Source organism: Metaclostridioides mangenotii (genome assembly GCF_017873185.1).
GTDB lineage: Bacteria > Bacillota > Clostridia > Peptostreptococcales > Peptostreptococcaceae > Metaclostridioides > Metaclostridioides mangenotii.
Window position 1 is genome coordinate 48,080 of record NZ_JAGGJX010000006.1, and the last position, 21,134, is coordinate 69,213.

General features: G+C 32.1%; 28 protein-coding genes and 1 other annotated feature. Of the genes, 27 read left to right on the forward strand and 1 reads right to left on the reverse strand.

Annotated elements, in window-relative coordinates; all coding sequences use genetic code 11:
• Nucleotides 1-426: 426 nt before the first annotated feature.
• The 20 genes from J2Z43_RS12015 (at nt 427) to rpsR (ending at nt 12,936) form a co-directional block, all read left to right on the forward strand.
• Nucleotides 427-579, forward strand: a complete 153-nt coding sequence (locus J2Z43_RS12015) for a hypothetical protein (RefSeq protein WP_185748192.1) — start codon at nt 427-429, stop codon at nt 577-579.
• 137 nt (nt 580-716) lie between these two features.
• Nucleotides 717-2,114, forward strand: a complete 1,398-nt coding sequence (gene cysS, locus J2Z43_RS12020; protein WP_209457386.1) for a cysteine--tRNA ligase — start codon at nt 717-719, stop codon at nt 2,112-2,114.
• Nucleotides 2,099-2,512 (forward strand): Mini-ribonuclease 3, encoded by a 414-nt coding sequence (locus tag J2Z43_RS12025; RefSeq protein WP_327786962.1) that lies wholly within the window; start codon nt 2,099-2,101, stop codon nt 2,510-2,512. The genes cysS and J2Z43_RS12025 overlap by 16 nt, the downstream gene beginning before the upstream one ends.
• A gap of 489 nt (nt 2,513-3,001) precedes the next feature.
• Complete coding sequence (thyA, locus tag J2Z43_RS12030; protein ID WP_209457387.1) at nt 3,002-3,832, forward strand: thymidylate synthase; 831 nt, start codon at nt 3,002-3,004, stop codon at nt 3,830-3,832.
• 12 nt (nt 3,833-3,844) lie between these two features.
• The gene (locus J2Z43_RS12035) at nt 3,845-4,339 is read left to right on the forward strand and encodes a dihydrofolate reductase (RefSeq protein ID WP_209457388.1); all 495 of its coding nucleotides are present in this window, start codon (nt 3,845-3,847) and stop codon (nt 4,337-4,339) included.
• A 50-nt stretch (nt 4,340-4,389) separates the two neighbouring features.
• On the forward strand, nt 4,390-5,121 hold the full coding sequence (gene rlmB / locus J2Z43_RS12040; protein ID WP_209457389.1) for a 23S rRNA (guanosine(2251)-2'-O)-methyltransferase RlmB: 732 nt from the start codon (nt 4,390-4,392) through the stop codon (nt 5,119-5,121).
• Entirely contained in the window at nt 5,111-5,650 is a 540-nt protein-coding gene (locus J2Z43_RS12045; RefSeq protein ID WP_209457390.1) for an NYN domain-containing protein, read from the forward strand. The genes rlmB and J2Z43_RS12045 overlap by 11 nt, the downstream gene beginning before the upstream one ends.
• Before the next feature lie 70 nt (nt 5,651-5,720).
• The gene (gene sigH / locus J2Z43_RS12050) at nt 5,721-6,368 is read left to right on the forward strand and encodes an RNA polymerase sporulation sigma factor SigH (RefSeq protein ID WP_209457391.1); all 648 of its coding nucleotides are present in this window, start codon (nt 5,721-5,723) and stop codon (nt 6,366-6,368) included.
• A 72-nt stretch (nt 6,369-6,440) separates the two neighbouring features.
• The gene (gene tuf, locus J2Z43_RS12055) at nt 6,441-7,634 is read left to right on the forward strand and encodes an elongation factor Tu (protein ID WP_209457392.1); all 1,194 of its coding nucleotides are present in this window, start codon (nt 6,441-6,443) and stop codon (nt 7,632-7,634) included.
• Nucleotides 7,635-7,988: 354 nt separating this feature from the next.
• On the forward strand, nt 7,989-8,138 hold the full coding sequence (gene rpmG, locus J2Z43_RS12060; RefSeq protein ID WP_024621613.1) for a 50S ribosomal protein L33: 150 nt from the start codon (nt 7,989-7,991) through the stop codon (nt 8,136-8,138).
• 24 nt (nt 8,139-8,162) lie between these two features.
• Nucleotides 8,163-8,369 carry a preprotein translocase subunit SecE gene (gene secE, locus J2Z43_RS12065; RefSeq protein WP_209457393.1) on the forward strand — a complete coding sequence of 69 codons (207 nt, stop codon included), beginning with the start codon at nt 8,163-8,165 and terminating at the stop codon, nt 8,367-8,369.
• Nucleotides 8,370-8,388: 19 nt separating this feature from the next.
• Nucleotides 8,389-8,931, forward strand: a complete 543-nt coding sequence (gene nusG, locus J2Z43_RS12070) for a transcription termination/antitermination protein NusG (RefSeq protein ID WP_209457394.1) — start codon at nt 8,389-8,391, stop codon at nt 8,929-8,931.
• 39 nt (nt 8,932-8,970) lie between these two features.
• Nucleotides 8,971-9,396: a 50S ribosomal protein L11 gene (rplK, locus tag J2Z43_RS12075; protein WP_024621610.1), complete on the forward strand. Its 426-nt coding sequence runs from the start codon at nt 8,971-8,973 to the stop codon at nt 9,394-9,396.
• A gap of 96 nt (nt 9,397-9,492) precedes the next feature.
• Nucleotides 9,493-10,191 carry a 50S ribosomal protein L1 gene (rplA, locus tag J2Z43_RS12080; protein ID WP_209457395.1) on the forward strand — a complete coding sequence of 233 codons (699 nt, stop codon included), beginning with the start codon at nt 9,493-9,495 and terminating at the stop codon, nt 10,189-10,191.
• Between the two features lie 51 nt (nt 10,192-10,242).
• Nucleotides 10,243-10,370, forward strand: a sequence feature (ribosomal protein L10 leader region).
• Between the two features lie 42 nt (nt 10,371-10,412).
• Nucleotides 10,413-10,916: a 50S ribosomal protein L10 gene (gene rplJ, locus J2Z43_RS12085; protein WP_209457396.1), complete on the forward strand. Its 504-nt coding sequence runs from the start codon at nt 10,413-10,415 to the stop codon at nt 10,914-10,916.
• 56 nt (nt 10,917-10,972) lie between these two features.
• Complete coding sequence (gene rplL, locus J2Z43_RS12090; protein ID WP_209457397.1) at nt 10,973-11,338, forward strand: 50S ribosomal protein L7/L12; 366 nt, start codon at nt 10,973-10,975, stop codon at nt 11,336-11,338.
• 263 nt (nt 11,339-11,601) lie between these two features.
• Nucleotides 11,602-11,781, forward strand: coding sequence for a hypothetical protein (locus J2Z43_RS12095; protein ID WP_209457398.1), 180 nt, complete (start codon nt 11,602-11,604; stop codon nt 11,779-11,781).
• 128 nt (nt 11,782-11,909) lie between these two features.
• Entirely contained in the window at nt 11,910-12,188 is a 279-nt protein-coding gene (gene rpsF, locus J2Z43_RS12100; protein WP_024621606.1) for a 30S ribosomal protein S6, read from the forward strand.
• 33 nt (nt 12,189-12,221) lie between these two features.
• A complete protein-coding gene (locus J2Z43_RS12105; RefSeq protein WP_024621605.1) occupies nt 12,222-12,659 on the forward strand; it encodes a single-stranded DNA-binding protein in 438 nt (145 codons plus the stop codon).
• Between the two features lie 49 nt (nt 12,660-12,708).
• Nucleotides 12,709-12,936, forward strand: coding sequence for a 30S ribosomal protein S18 (gene rpsR, locus J2Z43_RS12110; RefSeq protein ID WP_024621604.1), 228 nt, complete (start codon nt 12,709-12,711; stop codon nt 12,934-12,936).
• 189 nt (nt 12,937-13,125) lie between these two features.
• On the opposite strand, the gene J2Z43_RS12115 is transcribed toward rpsR, so the two are convergent.
• Nucleotides 13,126-13,590, reverse strand: a complete 465-nt coding sequence (locus J2Z43_RS12115; RefSeq protein ID WP_027703203.1) for an S-ribosylhomocysteine lyase — start codon at nt 13,588-13,590, stop codon at nt 13,126-13,128.
• 377 nt (nt 13,591-13,967) lie between these two features.
• Here J2Z43_RS12115 and J2Z43_RS12120 point away from each other — a divergent pair, with 377 nt between their 5' ends.
• From J2Z43_RS12120 to J2Z43_RS12150, 7 genes are all read left to right on the forward strand, one after another.
• Nucleotides 13,968-14,288 (forward strand): MazG-like family protein, encoded by a 321-nt coding sequence (locus J2Z43_RS12120; RefSeq protein ID WP_024621602.1) that lies wholly within the window; start codon nt 13,968-13,970, stop codon nt 14,286-14,288.
• 7 nt (nt 14,289-14,295) lie between these two features.
• Nucleotides 14,296-15,255 (forward strand): DUF2232 domain-containing protein, encoded by a 960-nt coding sequence (locus J2Z43_RS12125; RefSeq protein ID WP_209457399.1) that lies wholly within the window; start codon nt 14,296-14,298, stop codon nt 15,253-15,255.
• A gap of 10 nt (nt 15,256-15,265) precedes the next feature.
• A complete protein-coding gene (locus J2Z43_RS12130) occupies nt 15,266-17,260 on the forward strand; it encodes a DHH family phosphoesterase (protein ID WP_209457400.1) in 1,995 nt (664 codons plus the stop codon).
• On the forward strand, nt 17,261-17,710 hold the full coding sequence (rplI, locus tag J2Z43_RS12135; protein WP_209457401.1) for a 50S ribosomal protein L9: 450 nt from the start codon (nt 17,261-17,263) through the stop codon (nt 17,708-17,710). It begins immediately after the preceding gene.
• A 17-nt stretch (nt 17,711-17,727) separates the two neighbouring features.
• Nucleotides 17,728-19,056, forward strand: coding sequence for a replicative DNA helicase (gene dnaB, locus J2Z43_RS12140; RefSeq protein ID WP_209457402.1), 1,329 nt, complete (start codon nt 17,728-17,730; stop codon nt 19,054-19,056).
• 273 nt (nt 19,057-19,329) lie between these two features.
• Nucleotides 19,330-19,638: a hypothetical protein gene (locus J2Z43_RS12145; RefSeq protein WP_209457403.1), complete on the forward strand. Its 309-nt coding sequence runs from the start codon at nt 19,330-19,332 to the stop codon at nt 19,636-19,638.
• A gap of 78 nt (nt 19,639-19,716) precedes the next feature.
• Nucleotides 19,717-21,006, forward strand: coding sequence for an adenylosuccinate synthase (locus J2Z43_RS12150; RefSeq protein WP_209457404.1), 1,290 nt, complete (start codon nt 19,717-19,719; stop codon nt 21,004-21,006).
• Nucleotides 21,007-21,134 lie beyond the last annotated feature (128 nt).

Here is a 21,134-nt window from a genome sequence, read left to right on the forward strand (position 1 = left end):
TAGTTGTTAAGGGTATAAGTCATCTTAAAAATAAAGTGTATAAAAGTAGACATTTACTTATTGTTGATTAAAAAACCTACGTGTCGATAAAAAAATTGCACTTAAAATCTATATAGATTTTAAGAAAAATCAACAATATCTTATCATTTACAATAAATTAAATTGAAGTAAGATATGTTTTAAATAATTTTATTGTAATTCTTTATTAAATTTTATCATAAATAACCGAAAATGTTTAAATAACTCCCTGAAGGAATTTAGCATAATAAATTTAATATATTATGCAGACATAAAATACTTGTTTTGTTATAAACATATTAAGTGGGGGCTTAAAAGTATTTTAATAGAGTTGACCTTTTGCATTTGATAAATTCTTAAAATATAGTACTGTTGTTGTTTTTATTTAATTATAGGGGGGTAATTAATATGTATAGTAGTATGGATGAAATAAAAAAGGAGTTACAAGAACTTTGTAGTGAGTATTTAACGATTTTGGATGATTTAAAAGATGAGGAACTTATTTCTCAAGATACTTATGACAAATGTTCAGCGCAAAAGGTTTCATTTCTAGAGGAATAAATAAATGCTAGTATTACTATTATTTGTGTATAAGCTAAAAAGTAGTAGTAATACTATTATTTATACAGATTTTAACTTATAATATAATAATATGATAATTAATAATAATTAAAATAAATACTTGTGAGGTGATTAGTGTGAAGGTATATAATACGTTAAGTAAGTCAAAAGAAGAATTTGTACCGTTAGAAGAAGGAAAGGTAAAAATGTACGTTTGTGGGCCTACTGTTTACAATTTTATCCATATAGGTAACGCAAGACCTTTTATAATATTTGATACTTTTAGAAGATACCTTGAGTACAGAGGATACGATGTAACTTACGTTCAAAACTTTACAGATGTTGACGATAAAATTATAAAGAGAAGCATTGAGGAAGGGATAACTCCTACTGAAGTTGCTGATAAATATATAAAGGAATATTTTATTGATTGCGATGGTTTAGGTATAAAAAGAGCGGATGTACACCCAAGAGTGACTGAGAATATCGAGCAAATTATAGATTTTATAAAAGAATTAGAAGATAAAGGATTTGCATACGCATCAGAGGGTGATGTTTACTTTGATACAAAAAAATTCAATGAATACGGAAAGCTTTCTAAACAAAATCAAGAAGAGTTAGAAGCTGGTGCAAGAATAGAAATAAACGATAAAAAGAATAACCCAATGGATTTTGTTCTTTGGAAAGCAAAAAAAGAGAATGAACCTGGATGGGAGAGTCCATGGGGAGAAGGAAGACCTGGATGGCATATCGAGTGTTCTGTGATGTCTAAGAGATACTTAGGGGAAACTATAGATGTACATGCGGGAGGTCAAGATTTAACATTCCCTCACCATGAAAACGAAATAGCTCAAAGTGAAGCTAGAAGTGGGGAGCCATTTGCTAAGTACTGGATGCACAATGGGTATATAAATATAAACAATGAAAAAATGAGTAAATCTAAAGGGAATTTCTTCACAGTAAGGGATATATCAAAACTTTACGATTTAGAGATAGTTAGATTCTTTATGTTATCTGCTCACTACAGAAATCCAGTTAACTTTAGTGATGAAATGCTTAATCAAGCAAAAGCAGGGCTTGAGAGACTTTACAACACTAAAAATAAATTAGAGTTTACTTTAGCTAATATAACTGATGCGGTTTTAAGTGACAGAGAGAGAGAATTACTGCCAGAGTTAGATAAATACAAAGCTAAATATATAGAAGCTATGGATGATGATTTAAATACTGCAGATGCTGTAAGTATTATATTTGAATTAGCTAAATTTATAAATACTCATGTAAATGAAAACTCATCAAAAGAGTTTGTAGAGAAGTCTTTAGCTTCATTTGAAGAGCTTACAGGAGTAATAAACATAGTTAATAAGAAAAAAAATGAAGTTCTAGACGATGAAATTGAAGATCTAATCAATAAGAGAACTGAAGCTAAGAAAAACAAGCAGTTTGAATTAGCGGATCAAATAAGACAAGAGCTTTTAGATAAAGGTATAGTTCTTGAAGACACTAGACAAGGTGTACAGTGGAAAAGAGTATAGAAAATATCTTAGGAAAAAGTGACCTTATAACTATGTCTCCACTAGTACTTGCATACATTGGAGATACAGTATATGAAACTTATATAAGGGATCACTTAATTAAGTGCAACAAAAATAAAAAAGTTAACGATCTTCATAAATTGGCTATAAATTATGTGAAAGCAAAGTCTCAAGCGGATATAATTCATAGTATCGAGGATGAATTAACTGAAGAAGAGCATAGAATTTACAAAAGAGGAAGAAATCAAAAGTCTCATACATCACCTAAGAATGGGGATATAATAGACTACAAACACGCAACAGGGTTTGAAGCGCTTATTGGTTATCTATATCTTGATAAACAGATGGATAGGTTACGATATCTAGTAGATAGAAGTATCGATTTTATTGAAAAATAGTAAGATTAATGATTTAACTTTAATTAACAGAGTATAAATAGTGTCTAATCAATCAAGAAATTGAATGATATAAATGAAGAATTACAGTTATTTAAATTTGATCTTGCAAAAAATTATATGCGAATTAATCAGAAGCGCTCGAACAGTAATTGTTCGAGTGCTTCTTTAATTTGATTATTTCAGATAAGAGCTGTCTAACTTTTAACTTACTTTTACATTAATGGTAAATTTAAGGTAATAATAACGGTATAATCAGGTGTATTTATAAATTTAAATTTCACAATAGATTAAATTTATTTATTATTCAAATCTAGTAAATAAGGTCGATTTAAACACTTATGTAACCTAGCGTGACAGCGACAAAATTTGTGAATTAATGTATAATATAGTCAATGAAAAATTCAAGTGATATGGAATTGTTTTTTGAATATAATAAAAATTTTTTAGTAATAAACTATCACAAAACTAAAGAAGAAAGAGGGTTTTATATTGAGTAAAACAGATAACATTTTTATAAATATGTGTAAAGATATTTTAGAAAACGGGGTATCATCAGAAGGGCAAGAAGTAAGAGCAAAGTGGCTTGATGGTGTGGAAGCTCATACAGTAAAAAAATTCTGTGTAGTAAATAGATATGATTTATCTGAGGAGTTTCCTATACTTACACTTAGACCAACAAATTTAAAGGCGGCTATAGATGAACTTCTTTGGATATGGCAAAGAAAGTCTAACAATATAAAAGATCTAAACAGTAAAATATGGAATTCTTGGGCGGATGAAGAAGGAACAATAGGTAAAGCTTACGGTTATCAAATAGCGCAAAAACACAAGTACAAAGAGGGCGAATTTGATCAAATAGATAGAGTTATATACGATCTAAAAAATAACCCGTACAGTAGAAGAATTATTGTAAATATGTACAATCATGACGATTTACACGCTATGAATCTTTATCCATGCGCGTACAGTATGACTTTTAATGTTACAGGAAATAAGCTTAATGCTATATTAAACCAAAGATCAAATGATGTTTTAGTAGCTAATAACTGGAATGTATCTCAGTATGCGATACTTGTTCACATGTTAGCACAAGTTACTGGCTTTGAAGTTGGGGAATTTGTACATGTTATCGCTGATGCTCATATTTATGATAGACATATACCATTAGTAGAAAAACTTATTAGCAGAGAGCCATTTAAAGCTCCGAAGCTTAAAATAAATCCAGATGTTAAAGATTTCTATGATTTTAAAGTAGAAGACTTTGTTTTAGAAGGTTACGAAACTCATGAACAAATAAAGAAAATACCTGTTGCAGTATAGGAGGTACGATATATGAAGGCTATAGTTAATGTAGATAAAAACTGGGGAATAGGCCATGATGGTGATTTACTTCAGTTTATTCCAGGAGATATGAAATTTTTTAAAGAAAATACAATTGGAAATGTCGTTGTAATGGGGAGAACTACTTTTGATTCTCTTCCAGGAAAGCAACCTTTAAAAGATAGAACTAATATAGTATTAACGAAGAACAAGTCGTTTCAAAATGATGGAGTCATAGTTTTAAACTCGGTAGAAGAAGTTCTTGAAGAGGTTAAAAAGTACAGTGAAGATGAAGTCTACATTATTGGTGGAGAAATGATTTACAAGCAGCTTTTACCTTATTGTAAAGAGGCATATATAACTAAAAACAGCAGTGTAAACGATGCGGACAAATTCTTTCCAAGATTAGATCAAGATTCAAATTGGGAAATGATATATGAGAGTGAAAAACAACAGCACAAAGATATAGAGTATGTTTTTACAACATATAAGAATAATAATCTATAAAATATAAATAGTTTCGAGACTTTAGTAATTAAAAATAGGAGGTGAAGCTTTTGGCATTTGTTGAAGGTAGAAATCCCGTTATTGAAGCAATAAAAAATAACAGGGAAATAGATAAAATAATGATAGCGAATTCAGCAAAAGAGGGGTCTATCAAAAAAATAATAGGTATGGCAAAAGAAAAGAATCTAGTAATTCAATATGTAGAAAAACAGAAGCTAGATGAAATAGGTGAGAGTCATGCACATCAAGGTGTTATAGCTCAGGTAAGCGAGTACAAGTACGCTGATTTAGATGAAGTTTTAGAAGATGTTAAATCAAAGGATGAAGATCCATTCTTTATAATATTAGATGAAATAAACGATCCACATAACTTAGGATCTATAATAAGAACAGCCGATGCAGTTGGAGCACATGGAGTTATTATACCAAAGAGAAGATCTGTTCATATTACTCCAGTGGTTATAAAAGCTTCTGCTGGAGCCATTGAATACGTGCCAGTGTGTAAAGTAACCAATATAGTTAACACTATTAAAAAGCTTAAAGATGAAGGTCTGTGGATTGCAGCTGTCGATATGGATGGAGATGTTTTCTACGAACAAAATATGAAAGGGCCTTTAGGGCTAGTTATAGGTAGTGAGGGCTATGGTATATCTAGGCTAGTAAAGGAAAACTGCGATTTCAAAGTTAAAATGCCGATGGTTGGAAATGTTACATCTCTGAATGCCTCGGTAGCAGGAAGTATTGTCCTTTACGAGGTGCTAAAGCAAAGACTTGGCAAATAGAACACAAAGAAAGAAAACTCAGTATTTAATAATAGATGGTTACAATATTATTAATGCGTGGGAAGATTTAAGAGCGTTGGCAAGAGAAGATCTAGAAGACTCTAGAGAGAAGCTGATAGATGAAGTTATTGAGTATGCAGAATTTAGTGGATACAAGGCAATAATAGTATTTGATGCTTACAACGTAAAGAATTCTCGTGAAAAAGTAGAAAAACGAGACCATGTAACAGTGGTTTATACAAAAGAACATCAAACTGCAGATAGCTATATTGAGAAATTTATCACTACGCTATCTGAGTATGATGATGTAAAAGTAGTAACAAATGATTACGCAGAGCAACAAATTATTATGGGTAAGGGAGCGGCTAGAGTTTCCGCCCGAGAATTAAGGCTCGATATTGACAATTCTAAAGTGAAAATTAGAGAAAAAAATGTTGTATTTGGTAAAAAAATTGATCGAAATAGATTGGATGAAAGGCTAGATAAGGAAATATTGTCGAAACTTGAGAACATTCGTAAAAAGCGTTGAAATTACTGGATTCTTTAGACTATAATATAGCTATGATTGTTTATTTTGTTTTTATATGGGGGAGATATACATGTTAGTAGCAAAAGAAAAAAGTTTTGAAGAAATGAGCGCTTCACAGATAGATGATTACAACTTGGTTATAAAAGCGAGTGCAGGAGACAAGATCGCACTAGAGTACCTTATTTCTAAGTACAAGAATTTTGTAAAGGCTAAAGCGAAGTCTTATTTTTTAATCGGTGCCGACAAAGAAGATATTATACAGGAAGGAATGATAGGTCTTTACAAAGCTATCAGGGATTTTGATGGAACGAAGACGAATTCCTTTAAGTGTTTTGCCGACATTTGTATAACTAGACAGATCATCACAGCGATTAAAACAGCTACAAGACAGAAACATATACCTTTGAATTCGTACATATCACTAAATAAACCAATTTATGATGAGGAGTCAGACCGTACGCTTTTGGATATAATAACCACTAGTATGGTGACTGACCCTGAAGAACTTATTATTAGTAAAGAAGAAATAAAAAATATAGAATCAAAAATGAATGAATTGCTGAGCGAATTAGAGCAAAAAGTACTAGAATTATATTTAAATGGAAAATCGTATCAGTATATCGCAGATAGACTCGATAGGGATGTGAAATCGATTGACAACGCCCTTCAGAGGGTAAAGAGAAAAATGGAAAAACATCTTGAAAACAAGAATGATTAATAGTAGAATATTTACCATAAGGACTAAAATAAAGTTTTTAAATATATCAAATATAATAGGGAGGAAAGTAAAATGGCTAAATCTAAATACGAAAGAACTAAGCCCCATGTTAATATAGGAACTATAGGTCATGTTGACCATGGTAAAACTACTTTAACTGCAGCTATCACTAAAACGCTACATGATAGATACAACTTAGGAGAAGCAGTAGACTTTGCGAATATAGACAAGGCTCCAGAGGAAAGAGAAAGAGGTATCACTATATCTACAACTCACGTTGAGTACGAAACACCGAATAGACACTACGCTCACGTTGACTGCCCAGGGCATGCTGACTATGTTAAGAACATGATCACAGGGGCAGCTCAAATGGATGGTGCTATACTAGTTGTTTCTGCAACAGACGGTCCAATGCCTCAAACAAGAGAGCATATAGTACTTTCAAGACAAGTTGGTGTACCATACATCGTTGTATTCTTAAACAAATGCGACATGGTAGACGACGAAGAGTTGCTTGAGTTAGTTGAAATGGAAGTTAGAGACTTATTAACTGAATACGACTTCCCAGGAGACGATACTCCAATAGTTAAAGGTTCTGCTCTAATGGCTTTAGAAGACACTTCAAGTGCATGGGGAGACAGAATAGTTGAATTATTTGAACAAATAGATGAGTATATACCAGCTCCAGAAAGAGATATAGATAAAGACTTTTTAATGCCAGTTGAGGACGTATTCTCTATAACAGGTAGAGGTACAGTTGCTACAGGTAGAGTTGAAAGAGGAATTCTTAAAGTTCAAGATGAAGTAGATCTAGTAGGTCTTTCAGATGCTCCAAGAAAGTTAGTTGTAACTGGAGTAGAGATGTTTAGAAAATTACTAGACCAAGCTCAAGCAGGAGATAACATAGGAGCTCTTTTAAGAGGGATCCAAAGAGATGAGATAGAAAGAGGGCAAGTTCTTTGTAAAACTGGTTCTGTAAAAGCTCACACTAAATTTACTGCAGAAGTATACGTTCTTAAAAAAGAAGAGGGTGGAAGACATACTCCATTCTTTGATGGATACAGACCACAATTTTACTTAAGAACAACAGACGTAACAGGCGCTTGTAAATTACCAGATGGAATAGAGATGGTAATGCCTGGAGATAACGTAACAATGGAAGTAGACTTAATCAACTCAATCGCGGTAGAAGAAGGACAAAGATTCGCGATAAGAGAAGGTGGAAGAACAGTTGCTTCAGGAGTTGTTGTTTCTATACTAGAATAATGATTTAGCAATATGTACTATTGACTATTTATAAATAAGATGTTAAAACTCAGCTAATAAAGCAATTAAGTTTTTAATAGTAATAAAAGAGTCGTTGTTAAAATGTTCTGGTATCCAGTGAATAACAGGCTTGCCAGATTATAACAGAAAATATTTAAAGAGGGGTTTTAACTCCTCTTTTTTTAATATTGAGCTTTAATTCTGTTGACTTTCATATAAAAATGTGGTAACTTATACAAGGTAATGATTATGGAAGGTAATAATATCTTGAATTGTGTGTTTTTTTAAATACGTAGTTTGAGGATATTATATTCAATATATATATACTATTGTATAACAAAGTGGAGGTGTATCATGAGAGTTAAGATAACATTAGCGTGTTCAGAGTGTAAGCAAAGAAACTATAACACTACTAAAAACAAGAAAAATAACCCAGACAGAATAGAGTTACAAAAATATTGTAGATTCTGCAAAAAACATACAGCTCATAAGGAAACAAAATAGGTTTTATAAGGATGTGAGTTTGGAATGACTGAAGAAGTAAAAAAGAAAAGATTCAGTTTGTTTAGATATCTAAAAGAAACCCGTCAAGAACTTAAAAGAGTTACATGGCCTACAGGAAAAGAATTATTTAAAAACACTGGGATAGTTTTAGCTGTAGTTGTTTCATTTACTATAATAGTTTGGGGGCTAGATACTGGTTTATCATGGCTTCTATCACTTATAGTAAAATAGTCGAAAAGAGGTGGACAAAATGTCAGAGTTACAAAAAGAAAGTTGGTATGTAGTTCATACTTATTCGGGACATGAAAACAAAGTCAAAGCAACTATCGAAAAGGCTGTTAAGACAAGGGGAATGGAAGATTGCATTACACAAGTAGTTGTTCCCACTGAAGATGTAGTTGAAACTACAAAAACTGGAAAAGAAAAAATCAGACAACGTAAAGTATATCCGAGCTATGTATTAGTCAAAATGGTAATAACAGATGAATCATGGTATGTTGTTAGAAATACAAAAGGTGTTACTGGATTCGTTGGTCCAGGATCTAAGCCAGTTCCGCTTAGTGAGGAAGAGGTTAGATCAATGGGAATAGATATCAATACTCCTAAGATAGTTGATGGAGAGATTGATTTAGAAATTGGAGATGCAATAAGAATTGCCTCAGGGCCTTTTATGGGACAAATTGGAAATGTTGAAGACATTAATATAGAGAAAAAAGAAGTTAAAGTATCTATTAATGCATTTGGTAAGCAAACACCATTTACAATGGATGTTGAAGGTATAGAGAAAATCTAATACTTATTTTATAGAGAGATTTAGAGGAGGTGCGCTAAAATGGCTAAAAAAGTTATAGGTCAAATAAAATTACAAATACCTGCAGGAAAGGCTACACCAGCACCACCAGTTGGACCAGCATTAGGGCAACATGGTGTTAATATAATGGGATTCACAAAGGAATTCAATGCTAAAACTGCAGATCAAGCTGGTATGATAATACCAGTTGTTATAACTGTATATCAAGATAGATCATTCAGTTTTATAACAAAAACTCCACCAGCAGCAGTGCTAATAAAGAAAGCATTAAATTTAAAAACTGCATCTGGAGAACCAAACAAGAAGAAAGTTGCTAAAATAACTCAAGCTCAACTTAAAGAGATTGCTGAGTTAAAAATGCCTGACTTAAATGCTGCATCAGTAGAAGCTGCTATGAGAATGGTTGCTGGAACTGCTAGAAGCATGGGTGTTGAAGTAATAGACTAATCTTAAACGATATTATATAATTAATATTAAAGATTTCGCTTTAAATTAGTGGGAGGTTTTAAAAAACCGAATATTAACCACAAGGAGGAAAATAAAATGGCAAAAAAAGGTAAAAGATATTCAGGAGCTTTAGAAAAAGTAGATAGACAAAAATTCTATGATGCATCAGAAGCGTTAACTTTAGTTACTGATATAGCAGGAGCTAAATTTGATGAGACTGTTGAAGCTCATATTAAATTAGGTGTTGACTCAAGACACGCAGACCAACAAGTAAGAGGTGCTGTTGTACTTCCACACGGTACTGGTAAAACTAAAAAAGTTTTAGTTTTTGCTAAAGGTGAAAAAGCTAAAGAAGCTCAAGAAGCTGGAGCAGACTTTGTAGGAGCTGAAGAATTAGTTCAAAAAATACAAGGTGAAGGTTGGTTTGATTTTGATATAGTTGTTGCTACTCCAGACATGATGGGTGTAGTTGGTAGATTAGGTAGAGTACTTGGACCAAAAGGTTTAATGCCAAACCCTAAATCAGGAACTGTTACATTTGATGTAGCTAAAGCTATAGACGAAATAAAAGCTGGTAAAGTTGAATACAGATTAGACAAAACTAACATAATACACGTTCCAATAGGAAAAGTATCATTTGGTGGAGAAAAATTAAAAGAAAACTATGCTGCTCTTATGGATGCAATAGTAAAAGCTAAGCCATCAGCTGCAAAAGGTCAATATTTAAGAAGTGTTACAGTGACTTCTACAATGGGACCTGGAGTAAAGGTAAATACTGCTAAATCAGCAGAGTAATTAATGCTTGACGACGCTTGTCAAAAGTGTTAATATAATGTTTGTCAATCAAAATACAGAATAGATTTACCGTAGACAGTGGGTGCATTAGCTTAATTTCCCACCGAGGTTTTTAGATAAATTATTATGCTAAAGCTTTTGGTGTCTACAATGACAACAAAGGCTTTTTCGGTTTTACGGTGAAAACTAGTCTCAAATTGATAAAGGAGGTGCACGTTTATATGAATAAAGCTATAGAAGTTAAATCAGGTGTTGTAGCTGAGATAGTTGAAAAACTTAACAGAGCTACATCTACAATAGTTGTTAACTACAGAGGGTTAACAGTTGAAGAGGTAACTGAGCTTAGAAAGCAAATGAGAGAAGCTGGTATAGACTACAAAGTATACAAAAATACTTTAGTAAGAAGAGCAGCACAAGAAGTTGGAATAAATGAGTTTAATGATGAATTATTAGTTGGTGCTAATGCAATAGCGTTTGGATATGAAGATCCAGTTGCTCCAGCTAGAATATTAAAGAACTTTATAGACAACCATCCAAAATTGGAATTAAAAATGGGTGTTGTTGAAGGTGAATTCTACAATGAGTCTCAAATTGAAGCTCTTGCAAGTATACCATCAAGAGAAGTTCTTATCGCAAAATTACTTGGCAGCTTAAAAGCTCCAGTATCAAACTTTGCATACTTAGTAGATGCAATAGCAAAAAAAGCAGAAGAACAAGAAGCTTAATAGCAAGTTAAAAAATAAAGAATAAATAAAAGAAAATAATTTCGGAGGTGCGAAAAATGACAATAGAACAAATATTAGAAGCTATAGAGAACATGAAAGTTTTAGAATTAAATGAATTAGTTAAAGCTGCAGAAGAAAAATTCGGTGTATCTGCATCTGCTCCAGTAATGGTAGCTGGTGATGCTGGTGCTGCTGCTGGTGCTGCAGAACAAACTGAGTTCGACGTTATATTAGCAGAAGTTGGAGCTTCAAAAGTTGGAGTTATCAAAGCTGTTAGAGAAGTAACTGGACTAGGATTAAAAGAAGCTAAAGAATTAGTTGACAATGCTCCTAAAGCAGTAAAAGAAGCTGCTACTAAAGAAGAGTCTGATGAAATAAAAGAAAAATTAGAAGCTGCTGGAGCTAAAGTAGAAGTTAAGTAATTTTACTTAAACAACTTTACTTAAACAGTATATAGAGGGGTTGTCCCAAAACTGATTGATAAAATCGGTTTTGAGACAACCTCTTTTAATTTTGTATTTTTATTGAATTATTACTAAATTTTATATCTCCGATGTCCGTATTGATTTTAGCTTAATTGAAAATGTAGATGATCTTATCATGTAGATGCAAAAGTAATAGAGGGATATAGGCTGGTTATATCCGCAGCAAATGTTACAGGGGTTTTCAAGGACACTACACAGAAGTGTTAAACGAAAATTTAGGGGTGACTTATTTAGCTGTTGTAAAGGATTTTGATGGATATACAGTAAAGACTATTCTAACAAATGTGGTTAGGGCTCTTACTGGCAACAGAGTCGATTTAATACTAGTAGATGGAACTGATTTCTCAGATGGAATAACGATAAGTGTGATAGGGGGATAGTTCAAAATGAAAAATAATTGACACCTTAATTAATTAATGGTAAAATAGTTGGGTATGAGACTAAATATGTCTCATTTCTCTGCTCTAAATAGATTTTAGAGCCGTTAGTCCAAAGGGAGGTGAAATAAGTGAGAGATTATGAATTAATTTATGTAGTAAAGTCAAACTCTGAAGAAGAGGTAAAAGAGACTGTACTTAACAAAGTTAAAGATGTTATAGGAACTGATGGTGAAGTTGTTAAGATTGATACTTGGGGAAATAAGAAATTAGCTTACCCAATACAAAAACTTACTGAAGGTTACTATGTATTAGTTAACTTTAAATCAGGTGTTGATGTTCCTAAAGAAATCGACAGAAATTTAAAGATAAACGAAAACGTAATAAGACATATGATAGTTGTTGCTTAATAGCTAGTTTTATTATGAATAGGTGGTGTTTTTATGAATAATGTAACCTTAGTTGGAAGACTGACTAGAGATCCTGAGTTGAGATATATCCCAGGAACAGGAACACCAGTAGCCACTTTTACAATTGCAATAGATAGAGACTTTGTAAAAAAAGATGGTTCAAGAGATACAGACTTTATACCTATAGAAGTTATGGGAAAAGCTGCAGAATTCTGCGCTAACTATATTACTAAAGGAAGATTAGTATCACTTCAAGGTTCAATAAGAGTTGATAATTATCAAAACCAATCAGGCGAAAAAAGAACTTTTACTAAAGTAAGTACTAGATCTGTACAAGCTTTAGATAGTAATAAAAATAAATCTGAGAATTCATTCGGAGATGATTCTCAAAAGTTTGAGCCAAGCTTTGAGCCACAGGGACTTGATCCTCAAGGTTTCCAAGCTATAGACGATGACGATATACCATTCTAAAAAATAGTTTTAGATGGACCATTTTTAAAAGAAAAGGAGGAAACCAGTCATGATGAATAAAAAAAGACGTAAGAAAAAAAGAGTTTGTCAGTTCTGTGCTGATAAAAACGCTAAAATAGATTACAAAAATTCTCAAAGATTAACTAAGTATATAACTGAAAGAGGTAAAATATTACCAAGAAGAATTTCAGGAACATGTGCTAAGCATCAAAGAGAGTTAACTGTAGCAATAAAAAGATCTAGAAACATAGCTCTTTTACCATATACATTAGACTAAGAGGATGGGCAATCGCCCATCTTTTTTTATATAAAAAAGGTTTGTCGCATAGTTGACTCAAATTTTATATTTAAAATAGTTCTTTAAATAATGATAAAAAGCTATAAAAATAAAAAAGAGTACTCTGCATTGAGAGTACTCAGTTGTGAACGTAGAATCCCTACAGAAGCTGATAATATATTGTATATATTATTTAGCTTCTGGATATTTTAAATCTTCTTCAGTTATGTCTTTAATTTTCTCATAGTAATTTCTTAAATCTTCCTTGGCAAGGTCAACATTAAGATTAGCGTAATTACCACATTCTATTTCGCTCATCCCAGGCATCTCACCTTGATATGATATAATATCTTCAATTACTTTTTTTATTAGATTTATTACTTTGGCATGGTTTGCATTTCTTACAAGTAAGTAATACCCTGTTTGACATCCCATAGGACCAAAATAGATTACATCATCCTTTAATTCAGAATTTCTTACAAATGTAGCAAATAAATGTTCAGCTGAGTGCATTACTGAATTGCTCATTAAGTCATTTGTATTTGGTTTGCGTGTTCTTAAATCGTATGTTGTAATATCCCCATCAATACGAGATATATATACACCGGGATCTATATATCTGTGGTCAACAACGAAACTAGCTATTTTTTCCATTTTATATTCTCCTATCTTAAATGTGCTAAGATTTATTTTGATATAAATATTATATTTTCCAATTTATTTTATATTAGCATAGATCTAATTTCAAGACAACTCCAATACATAAAGCTATAATTAAGTTATTTCCTATTTATAGAAATATTGTTGTGCGGAAAAACTGCATTTTAATTGAACCTATCATAAATATTTTATTACTAAATCTCTATCACATAAGAAATTAATTAATTAAATTTAAAATAGAGTCTTTTTTTGTCAAAAATTAACTTAATTTTATTTACCTAAAATTAAGTCAGCGGAGCCGTTTTTTCCTATATATACTTAAATAAATTATGATTTATGTTATAATAATATTTATTAAGGAGGGCTGATTTGTGAGAGTAGATAAAGGTTCTGAGATAACTAGAAACATTAAGATAATTGAATGGATGAAGACGGAAATTTTAATGAGTGTGAGTGATCTATTCAACTTGCTTTTTAAAGGAGTAAAGCCACTAGATGAAGCTATTCAAGATACACTTGCTAATATAATTATGATTACGTATCTTTTGGCAAAGAGACTTGGTATTAGTTTTAAAGATGTTGATTATAAAGTGAAAGAAAAAATAAAAATAGGTAAAGAAGAAGATCATAGTGTTGAAAGATGGTATGGAGATCTTACCAATCTAGAGAAACATTTAGACAATAGGGAGTGATTCTGAATTGGAGATAAAGATTAGGCCATCTCAACTACTCGGTGTAGTTTTTTTGACCATTGCATTAGCAGCAATATTTGTATATGTTCCAGTACTAAGTTTGTTTAGCCCGCTTATTGCAGTAACTTACGTTTTAGTTGGAGCTAAAAATAATGCCAAACTCACAGTACAAGCGGTGATAATTACATTTCTTATGCTTTGGGTTAGTGTAGATATTTCATACGCATTAAATATATGTATAACATTTATGCTACCTGGAATATTAATAGGTAAAATGATAAATACAAGTTTTAAAGATAAAAACGCAGATAAACTTGTACCAATATTTTGGGGAAGTATTATTTTTATAATAAGTACAATAATTTATTTTTTAATTGTACACTTTGCATTTAAAATTGATCTTATGTCTGGAATAACTAAATTGATTGAAGAGCAAATAAAAGCAATGGATATGGAGTCAAGCAATCTTATATTTAAAAATATAAAAGGTATGGAATCAATTAGTGCGGATGAGGTTATGAACTATTTTCTAAACTTTATGCCAATATGGTTGATAGCACAAAATATAATGTATTCCTTTATAGTTTATTATTTGAGTATTTTTACTATAAATAAGATAAATAAAGAAAAATTAGAATCTGCTAAATTTACTGAAATTTTTCTTCCAGGCCATGCGGTGTGGGCTTTAATATTCATGTACATATCTATTTTGATATTAGATGTAGCTGGAATAAAAATGAATAAGGAACAAGTAATTCTTAATTTATTTTTTGCATTTGCTGTATTATTCTTAATACAAGCAATATCGTTATATGCTTACTATCTAAAGAATATATCAAAAAATGGATTAATAGTATGTGTATTGTTGCTAGTACTATTTATAGCAGGGATACTTGGAGCAACAGTTATTGGTATGTTTGACTGTGTATTAGATTTTAGAAAAGTTAAAAGTAACAAATCCACTTAGGAGGATGAGAATGAATAAGAGATCGACCTTTAAGATCAATATGCCAGAGATAAATCTATATATAATTGCTATTGGAATTCTAAGCGTTATTTTGATTTATTACAACTTTTATATAGGTGGCGCATTCTTTGTTTGTTTTTTGTACTTAGTTTTCCACAATTGGAGATTGAATTCGATGAGAACAAAGGAATGGGCTGAGTATATTCAGAGCCTGTCTTTGAATATAGATGAGACAACTAAGCAGGCGATTTTAAATTTGCCAATACCGCTTTGTATTCTTGAATTTGATGGGCATATATCTTGGTTTAATAAAAAGTTTTACGATATGATGGATGTTAAAGATCTTCTAAATCAGAATATAGAAGAGTTGATTGATGATCTTAACTTAAGAAAAGTTTTAAATGAAAATAAAGAGATGTATACTGACATCAGCTACAAAGATAGAGAGTATACAATTGTATATAATGTAGTAAAAAACGATAAAGAGGATAGTGCAAAGTACTACATGATACTTTATTGGCTGGATAAAACTGATAGCCTGAAGCTTGAGAGTGATTACAACAATGAAAAAAATGCAATGATGTTGATTCAGGTCGACGGTTACAATGAAGTAATTGAAAGTGCTAAAGAAGAGCATAGATCCCTTATTAATATGGACATTGAAAGACAACTAGGAGTTTTGGAAGCTAATAATAATTGTGCAATCAAAAAAACTGCTAGAGATAAGTACATCGTTGTACTTTATAAAGAAGATTTACTAAAATTAGAAGAAGAAAAATTCTCAATTCTAGATAGAATAAGGGAAATCGACCATGGAAATAACCTCCCAGTTACAATAAGTATCGGGATCGGTGTAGATGGAGATTCTTTAAAGGATAATTTAGAGTTAGCTACTGGAGCTTTAGATTTAGCTCTGGGAAGAGGCGGAGATCAAGCTGTTGTAAAGACAAAAGACAACTTTATATTCTTCGGTGGTAAATCAAAAGCGGTAGAAAAGAAGACAAAAGTTAAGTCTAGGCTTATAGGACACGCACTTAGAGAGGTAATCAAGCAGAGTGAACACGTATATATTATGGGGCATAAGTATCCAGATATGGACGCAATAGGAGCTGCAGTTGGAATATACGATATATGTAAATCGTGCGATAAGCGAGCAAATATAGTATTAGATAGCGAAAATGAGGCAGTGGAAATATTTATAGATAAACTTAAAGAAGTTGAATACTACAATGGATTGTTTGTAACTTCTGAGGAAGCTCTAGATAATTGCACAGAGGATACCTTAGTAGTTGTTGTTGATACACATAGACCTAATCACACTGAGTGTGAGGAGCTTTTAAATATATCTAGAAAACTTGTTGTAATAGATCACCACAGAAGAGGTGTGGAATTTATCAACGATACGGTTCTTTTATTCCACGAAATTTATGTATCATCTACGTGTGAGATGGTTACAGAGTTGGTACAGTATATGGAAGACGATGTAAATATAAATAAACTTACAGCAGAAGGACTTCTAGCTGGGATAAGCCTGGATACGAAGAACTTCTCGTTTAAAACAGGTGTTAGAACATTTGAGGCTGCTTCATATCTAAAGAAAGTAGGAGCAGATACTGTGGAAGTTAAAAAGTTCTTTAACTCAGATGTAAAGGACTTTATAGTAAAAGCAGAAACAATACAAAACGCAAAAATAATTGACGATAGAATATGTATAGCTTACTCAGAAACCGAGATGAGCAATATAAATATAGTAATAGCTCAAGTCGCAGATGAACTGCTTAATATAAAGCAAGTTGAGGCATCATTTGTACTTGGACATAAAGATGGTAAGGTATTTATAAGTTCTAGATCATTAGGAAAGATAAATGTACACGTACTTATGGAAAAGTTAGGCGGGGGAGGACATATGGACATAGCTGGTGCACAGCTAAAAGATGTCACTCTAAAAGATGCTTATAAGATGGTTCAAGACATAATACTAGATTATTTAGAGGAGGAAGAATAGATGAAAGTTATATTACTTAAAGATGTTAAGGGAACTGGTAAAAAAGGGGAGATGAAAGAAGTAAGTGATGGATATGCGAGAAACTTCTTGTTCCCTAAAAAGATGGCTGTAGCTGCAGATAGCACAGCTGTTAAAGAACTAAAAGAAAAAAATAAATCAGAAGAGTTTAAAGCTCAACAAGAGTACGACAACGCTGTACTTTTAGGCAAAGAAATGGAAAAAGTGAGTATAGATATATACACAAAAGCTGGCGAAGGCGGAAGATTATTTGGATCAATAACTTCTAAAGACATAGCAGAGCAGCTTAAAAAGCAAAAAGATATAGATGTAGATAAGAGAAAAATAGTACTAGAAGAGCCTATAAGAGTTTTGGGATCTACTAAGGTAGAGATAAAAATACACCCAAAAGTAACTACAAATATAAGAGTTGATGTAAAAGAAAAGCAATAATCTCTCGAGGTGATATGATGGAAGATATAACGAGAGTTCCCCCTCATAGTGTCGAGTCCGAACAATCAATACTCGGATCGATACTTCTGGATAAAGATGCAATGATTACTGTTGCAGAGATTATAAGTCCAGATGATTTTTATAAAGAGGCACACAAGATTATTTACGAAAGTATGGTCTCGCTTAGCAATAAAAGCGAGCCGATTGATATAATAACTTTGACCGAGGAACTAAAAGGAAAAGGGCACTTAACTGATGTTGGAGGAATTAGCTATATAACTAGTTTATCGACTGTAGTTCCAACTACATCAAATGTTAAATTCTATACAGATATAGTAAAAGAAAAGTCTGTATTAAGAAAACTAATAAAAGCATCAAACGATATAATTAAACTTGGATACGAAAAATCCATAAAGATAGAAGATGTAATAGACCAAGCAGAGAAAAAGATTTTTGATATATCACAAGAAAAAGCCAGTGATGATTTCAAACCTATAAATGAAGTCTTAATGGATACTTACGATATGATTGAACAATTGTATACAAACAAGAGCGATGTTACAGGTGTGACAACAGGGTTTAAAGACCTTAATAAGAAAATGAATGGATTTCAGAGAACAGACCTCATACTTATAGCGGCCAGACCTGCAATGGGTAAGACCGCTTTTTCTCTGAATCTTGTTCAAAATGCCGCTATAAAGGGCAATGCGTCTGTAGCAGTATTTAGTCTTGAGATGTCTAAAGAACAGCTTGTACAGCGTATGCTATCGTCTCAGTCCAGTGTTGATCTTAAGAGAATAAAGACTGGTACACTAGGAGATAGTGATTGGCCGAGAATAATAGATGCGATGGCTGTACTTTCTGATACTAAGATCCATATAGATGATACTCCTGGTATTAAAATATCGGAGCTTAGATCCAAATGCAGAAAACTTAAGATCGAGCAGGGATTAGATTTAGTACTTATAGATTACCTTCAACTTATGGAGGGAGATGGAAAGAACGAGAGTAGACAGCAGGAGATTGCTCAAATATCAAGATCATTAAAGATACTTGCCAAAGAGCTAAACTGTCCTGTTATAGCGCTATCTCAGCTTTCTCGTGCCCCTGAGCAGAGGGCGGATCACAGACCTATGCTTTCAGACCTTAGAGAGTCTGGTTCTATAGAGCAGGATGCGGATATAGTAATGTTTTTATACAGAGATGAGTACTATAATGCAGATTCAGAGAGCAAGAATATATGTGAGGTTATTATTTCTAAAAACAGACATGGAGAAACAGGTTCTGTTGAGCTAGTATGGTTAGGTGAAGTTCAAAGATTTGGAGACAAGCTTAGAGATCTTTAAAAATCCGATAAATATACACATATGTCCACAGAACAACCTTTCTTTTTACAACAAAAATGTGGATATATGTCGCTAGAATATCTATAAACATTGAAAAATAGATATATATTTATACACAGTATCCACAGATAGCCTGTTGATAAATGTGAATAACATGTATATTAATGTGAATAAACTTAAAAATTACTGTTAGAAAGTGCAAAAAAGAAGATATAAAGTTTATAAATTTACGTTTTTTATTAATTTTAAAAACGAAGGGTCGGTGAAAATATTATGGAAAAAATAAGCATATTATATTTTTATCCTGATTATGTTAAGATAAATAACGAAATAAATTTAATTAGAATAGTAGACAATGAAATAAAAGAAGGCATAATTATCTTTGCAGAGGATAAAGGCGATGAAGTAATTTTAAACCTGACAAATACAAATGTAGGTGAAGTAGTACCTATGCTTAAGCTAGAAAGTGTGGATAAACTAGTAATAGCTGTAAATAATATAAAAGAAAATGAAAACAAGATCAAGTCGTTGAAAGACTTGTCAGAGATAGAAAAACATGTATTAAAGTTATTAAGTTGTTAAATTGTTTGAATTAATAACGAATATTTGATAATATATATATGTAAAACATTCGATATTATATGAATAGAGGTGGAACATATGAAAACAGTTGCGGTTGTAGGTTCTCAATGGGGGGACGAAGGAAAAGGTAAGGTTATAGATTATCTTGCAACACAAGCCGATGTAGTAATAAGAGGACAAGGTGGAAACAATGCTGGTCATACTCTAGTAGTTGGAGATAAAAAATATGCACTGCGTTTAATACCATCAGGAATATTAAATCCAGAAGCTATAAATGTAATAGGGAACGGAATAGTTTTTGACCCAAAAGGATTTTTAAAAGAGCTAGAGATGTTTGAAGAGGGGACTATAAACCCAGACAACATAAAAATAAGTGACAGAGCGCATGTTATATTCCCATATCACAAGGAAATAGATGCTTTATCTGAAGAAGCTAGAGGAGACAACAAAATAGGTACTACTAAAAATGGTATCGGCCCTTGCTATATGGATAAAACTGAAAGATCTGGAATAAGAATATGTGATCTTATGGACAAAGATATATTTGCAGCTAAATTAAAGCCACAAATAGAAGCTAAAAATAAAATAGTAAAAAATATATACGGAAAAGAAGAGCTATTCGACTTTGAAGCTATATACAATGAATACTTAGGATATGCTGATCGAATAAGAAAATTCGTAGATGACACTACAGTAGTAGTATACGATGCTATAAAAGAAGGAAAAAAAGTATTATTTGAAGGTGCTCAAGGAACATTCCTAGATTTAGACCTTGGAACGTATCCATTTGTTACTTCTTCACATCCTATATCAGGAGGATTTGCAGTTGGAGCTGGAGTTGGGCCAAACATGATCAAAGATGTTGTTGGTATAGTTAAGGCTTATACAACAAGAGTTGGAGAAGGACCATTTGTTACTGAGTTAAACAACGAAATAGGCGAGCAAATAAGAAAGCAAGGAAATGAATTTGGAGTAGTAACAGGTAGACCGAGAAGATGTGGTTGGTTCGATGCTGTTATGGTTAGTTATGCTGCAAGAGTAAATGGACTTACTAGTATGTCTTTCATGTTACTAGATGTACTTAGCGGTTTTGACAAATTAAAAATATGTACTGCTTACAAAATGGGAGATAAGATAATCAAAAACTTCCCAGCATCTTTAGATGATCTTGCAAAATGTGAGCCAGTTTATGAAGAATTAGATGGATGGAACGAAGATATAACTAAAGTTACTAACTACGATGAGCTTCCAGAAAACGCTAAAAAATACATTAAGAGAATAGAAGAACTTGTAGGAGTTAGCGCTGATATAGTTTCAGTCGGACCAAATAGACTTCAGACGATAGTTAGAAGAAATATATTTTCTTAGGAAATTGAGATAAATTTTATTTGAAATTTATCTATAAAAAGCAAAGAATTTATTAAAAAAGTGGGAAATCACAAAAGATTTTAGGTACTTTTGTGCTTTTCCCTATATTTTTGTAGAAATTATAAAAA

Coding starts and splice junctions, on each gene's coding strand:
- J2Z43_RS12130 (WP_209457400.1), top strand. CDS start 15,266: ATGAATAAGAGATCGACCTTTAAGATCAATATGCCAGAGATAAATCTA.
- rpmG (WP_024621613.1), top strand. CDS start 7,989: ATGAGAGTTAAGATAACATTAGCGTGTTCAGAGTGTAAGCAAAGAAAC.
- rplL (WP_209457397.1), top strand. CDS start 10,973: ATGACAATAGAACAAATATTAGAAGCTATAGAGAACATGAAAGTTTTA.
- rplA (WP_209457395.1), top strand. CDS start 9,493: ATGGCAAAAAAAGGTAAAAGATATTCAGGAGCTTTAGAAAAAGTAGAT.
- secE (WP_209457393.1), top strand. CDS start 8,163: ATGACTGAAGAAGTAAAAAAGAAAAGATTCAGTTTGTTTAGATATCTA.
- J2Z43_RS12150 (WP_209457404.1), top strand. CDS start 19,717: ATGAAAACAGTTGCGGTTGTAGGTTCTCAATGGGGGGACGAAGGAAAA.
- dnaB (WP_209457402.1), top strand. CDS start 17,728: ATGGAAGATATAACGAGAGTTCCCCCTCATAGTGTCGAGTCCGAACAA.
- J2Z43_RS12145 (WP_209457403.1), top strand. CDS start 19,330: ATGGAAAAAATAAGCATATTATATTTTTATCCTGATTATGTTAAGATA.
- rplI (WP_209457401.1), top strand. CDS start 17,261: ATGAAAGTTATATTACTTAAAGATGTTAAGGGAACTGGTAAAAAAGGG.
- rplJ (WP_209457396.1), top strand. CDS start 10,413: ATGAATAAAGCTATAGAAGTTAAATCAGGTGTTGTAGCTGAGATAGTT.
- J2Z43_RS12105 (WP_024621605.1), top strand. CDS start 12,222: ATGAATAATGTAACCTTAGTTGGAAGACTGACTAGAGATCCTGAGTTG.
- rplK (WP_024621610.1), top strand. CDS start 8,971: ATGGCTAAAAAAGTTATAGGTCAAATAAAATTACAAATACCTGCAGGA.
- nusG (WP_209457394.1), top strand. CDS start 8,389: ATGTCAGAGTTACAAAAAGAAAGTTGGTATGTAGTTCATACTTATTCG.
- J2Z43_RS12015 (WP_185748192.1), top strand. CDS start 427: ATGTATAGTAGTATGGATGAAATAAAAAAGGAGTTACAAGAACTTTGT.
- sigH (WP_209457391.1), top strand. CDS start 5,721: ATGTTAGTAGCAAAAGAAAAAAGTTTTGAAGAAATGAGCGCTTCACAG.
- J2Z43_RS12035 (WP_209457388.1), top strand. CDS start 3,845: ATGAAGGCTATAGTTAATGTAGATAAAAACTGGGGAATAGGCCATGAT.
- rpsR (WP_024621604.1), top strand. CDS start 12,709: ATGATGAATAAAAAAAGACGTAAGAAAAAAAGAGTTTGTCAGTTCTGT.
- tuf (WP_209457392.1), top strand. CDS start 6,441: ATGGCTAAATCTAAATACGAAAGAACTAAGCCCCATGTTAATATAGGA.
- J2Z43_RS12115 (WP_027703203.1), bottom strand. CDS start 13,590: ATGGAAAAAATAGCTAGTTTCGTTGTTGACCACAGATATATAGATCCC.